Origin of the sequence: Phenylobacterium sp., assembly GCF_030645195.1 — a bacterium.
Lineage (GTDB): Bacteria > Pseudomonadota > Alphaproteobacteria > Caulobacterales > Caulobacteraceae > Phenylobacterium.
On record NZ_JAUSLW010000181.1, the window covers coordinates 1 to 1,494 of the forward strand.

A 1,494-nucleotide genomic window follows, 5' to 3' on the forward strand; every position below is an offset into this window, starting at 1 on the left:
GGCTGGGGCGACCTGCTGGCGGCCGCCTGGCCCGCCCTGGCCCCGGTCTTCGGCGCCTCCCCCTACCTGGCCAGCCTGGCCCGCCGCGACCTGCCCCGTCTCCGGGCCCTGCTGGAGGCCGACCCGCAGGCCCGCTTCGAGGACCTGCTGGTCCGCACCGCGGCGCTCTCCGACGCCCCCTGGGACGCCGCCAAGGTGACCTTGCGCAGGCTCAAGGCCGAGGCCCACCTGCTGATCGCCCTGGCCGATCTGGGGGGGCGCTGGGACCTCGACGCCGTCACCGGGGCGCTGGCCCGCTTCGCCGACGCCGCGCTCGCCGCGGCCCTCACCGTGGCCGCCCGCTCGGAGGTCGAGGCCGGCCGCCAGGGCGCGCTGGGAACCGGCCCCGCCGGCCCGGTCCCCGGCTATTTCTGCATCGCCATGGGCAAGCACGGCGCCTACGAACTCAACTATTCCAGCGACATAGACATCTCGGTCTTCTACGAGCCCGAGCTGCTGCCGCTGGCCGACGGCCACGAGACCCAGGGCTTCGCCGTTCGCCTGACCAACAAGCTGGCCGAGCTGATGGCCGACAAGACCGGCGACGGTTACGTCTTCCGCGTCGACCTGCGCCTGCGCCCCGACCCGTCCTCGACGCCGCTCGCCGTGCCGGTGGCCGCGGCCATGGACTACTACGAGAGCGTCGGCCAGAACTGGGAGCGCGCGGCCTTCATCAAGGCCCGCGCCTGCGCCGGCGACATCCCCCGCGGGGAGGCCTTCCTGAAGGAGCTGACCCCCTTCGTCTGGCGCAAGAACCTCGACTTCGCCGCCATCGCCGACATCCACTCCATCAAGCGCCAGATCCACGTCCACAAGGTCGACGACCGCCTGACCGCCAAGGGCATGGACCTCAAGCTGGGGCGCGGCGGCATCCGGGAGATCGAGTTCTACGTCCAGACCCAGCAGCTGATCCTGGGCGGCCGCCATCCGGATCTCCGCTCGCGGCGCACCCTCGACGCCCTGCGCGCCCTCCATGTGGCCGGCCATGTCGGGGCCAAGGCCTGCGAGGAGATGACCGAGGGCTACCACATGCTCCGCGCCGTGGAGCACCGCATCCAGATGCTGGCCGACGAGCAGACCCACAAGCTCCCGGAGTCCGACACCGATCGGCAGCGGGTCGGGGCCCTGGCCGGTTACGCCAAGCTGCGATCCTTCGACGCCGCCATCGAGAAGACCCTCAAGGCCGTCAACCGCCGCTATGGCGAACTCTTCCCCGACGAGGAGCAGCTCTCCTCGCGCTTCGGCAGCCTGATCTTCACCGGGGTGGACGACGACCCGGAGACCCTGGCCACCCTGTCGCGCATGGGCTTCTCCCAGCCCGCCCGGGTCTCCCAGACCATCCGCGGCTGGCACCACGGCCACATCTCGGCCACCCGCACCGAGCGGGGCCGCGAGCTCTTCACCCGCCTGGCCCCGCGCCTGCTGGAGGCCGCCAACGCCACCGGCGCGCCGGAC

1 pseudogene is annotated in these 1,494 nt (G+C 72.4%); it reads left to right on the top strand.

The features are described from left to right. A pseudogene (locus tag Q7T09_RS14885) lies at positions 1 to 1,494 on the top strand (glutamine-synthetase adenylyltransferase); the annotation flags it as partial.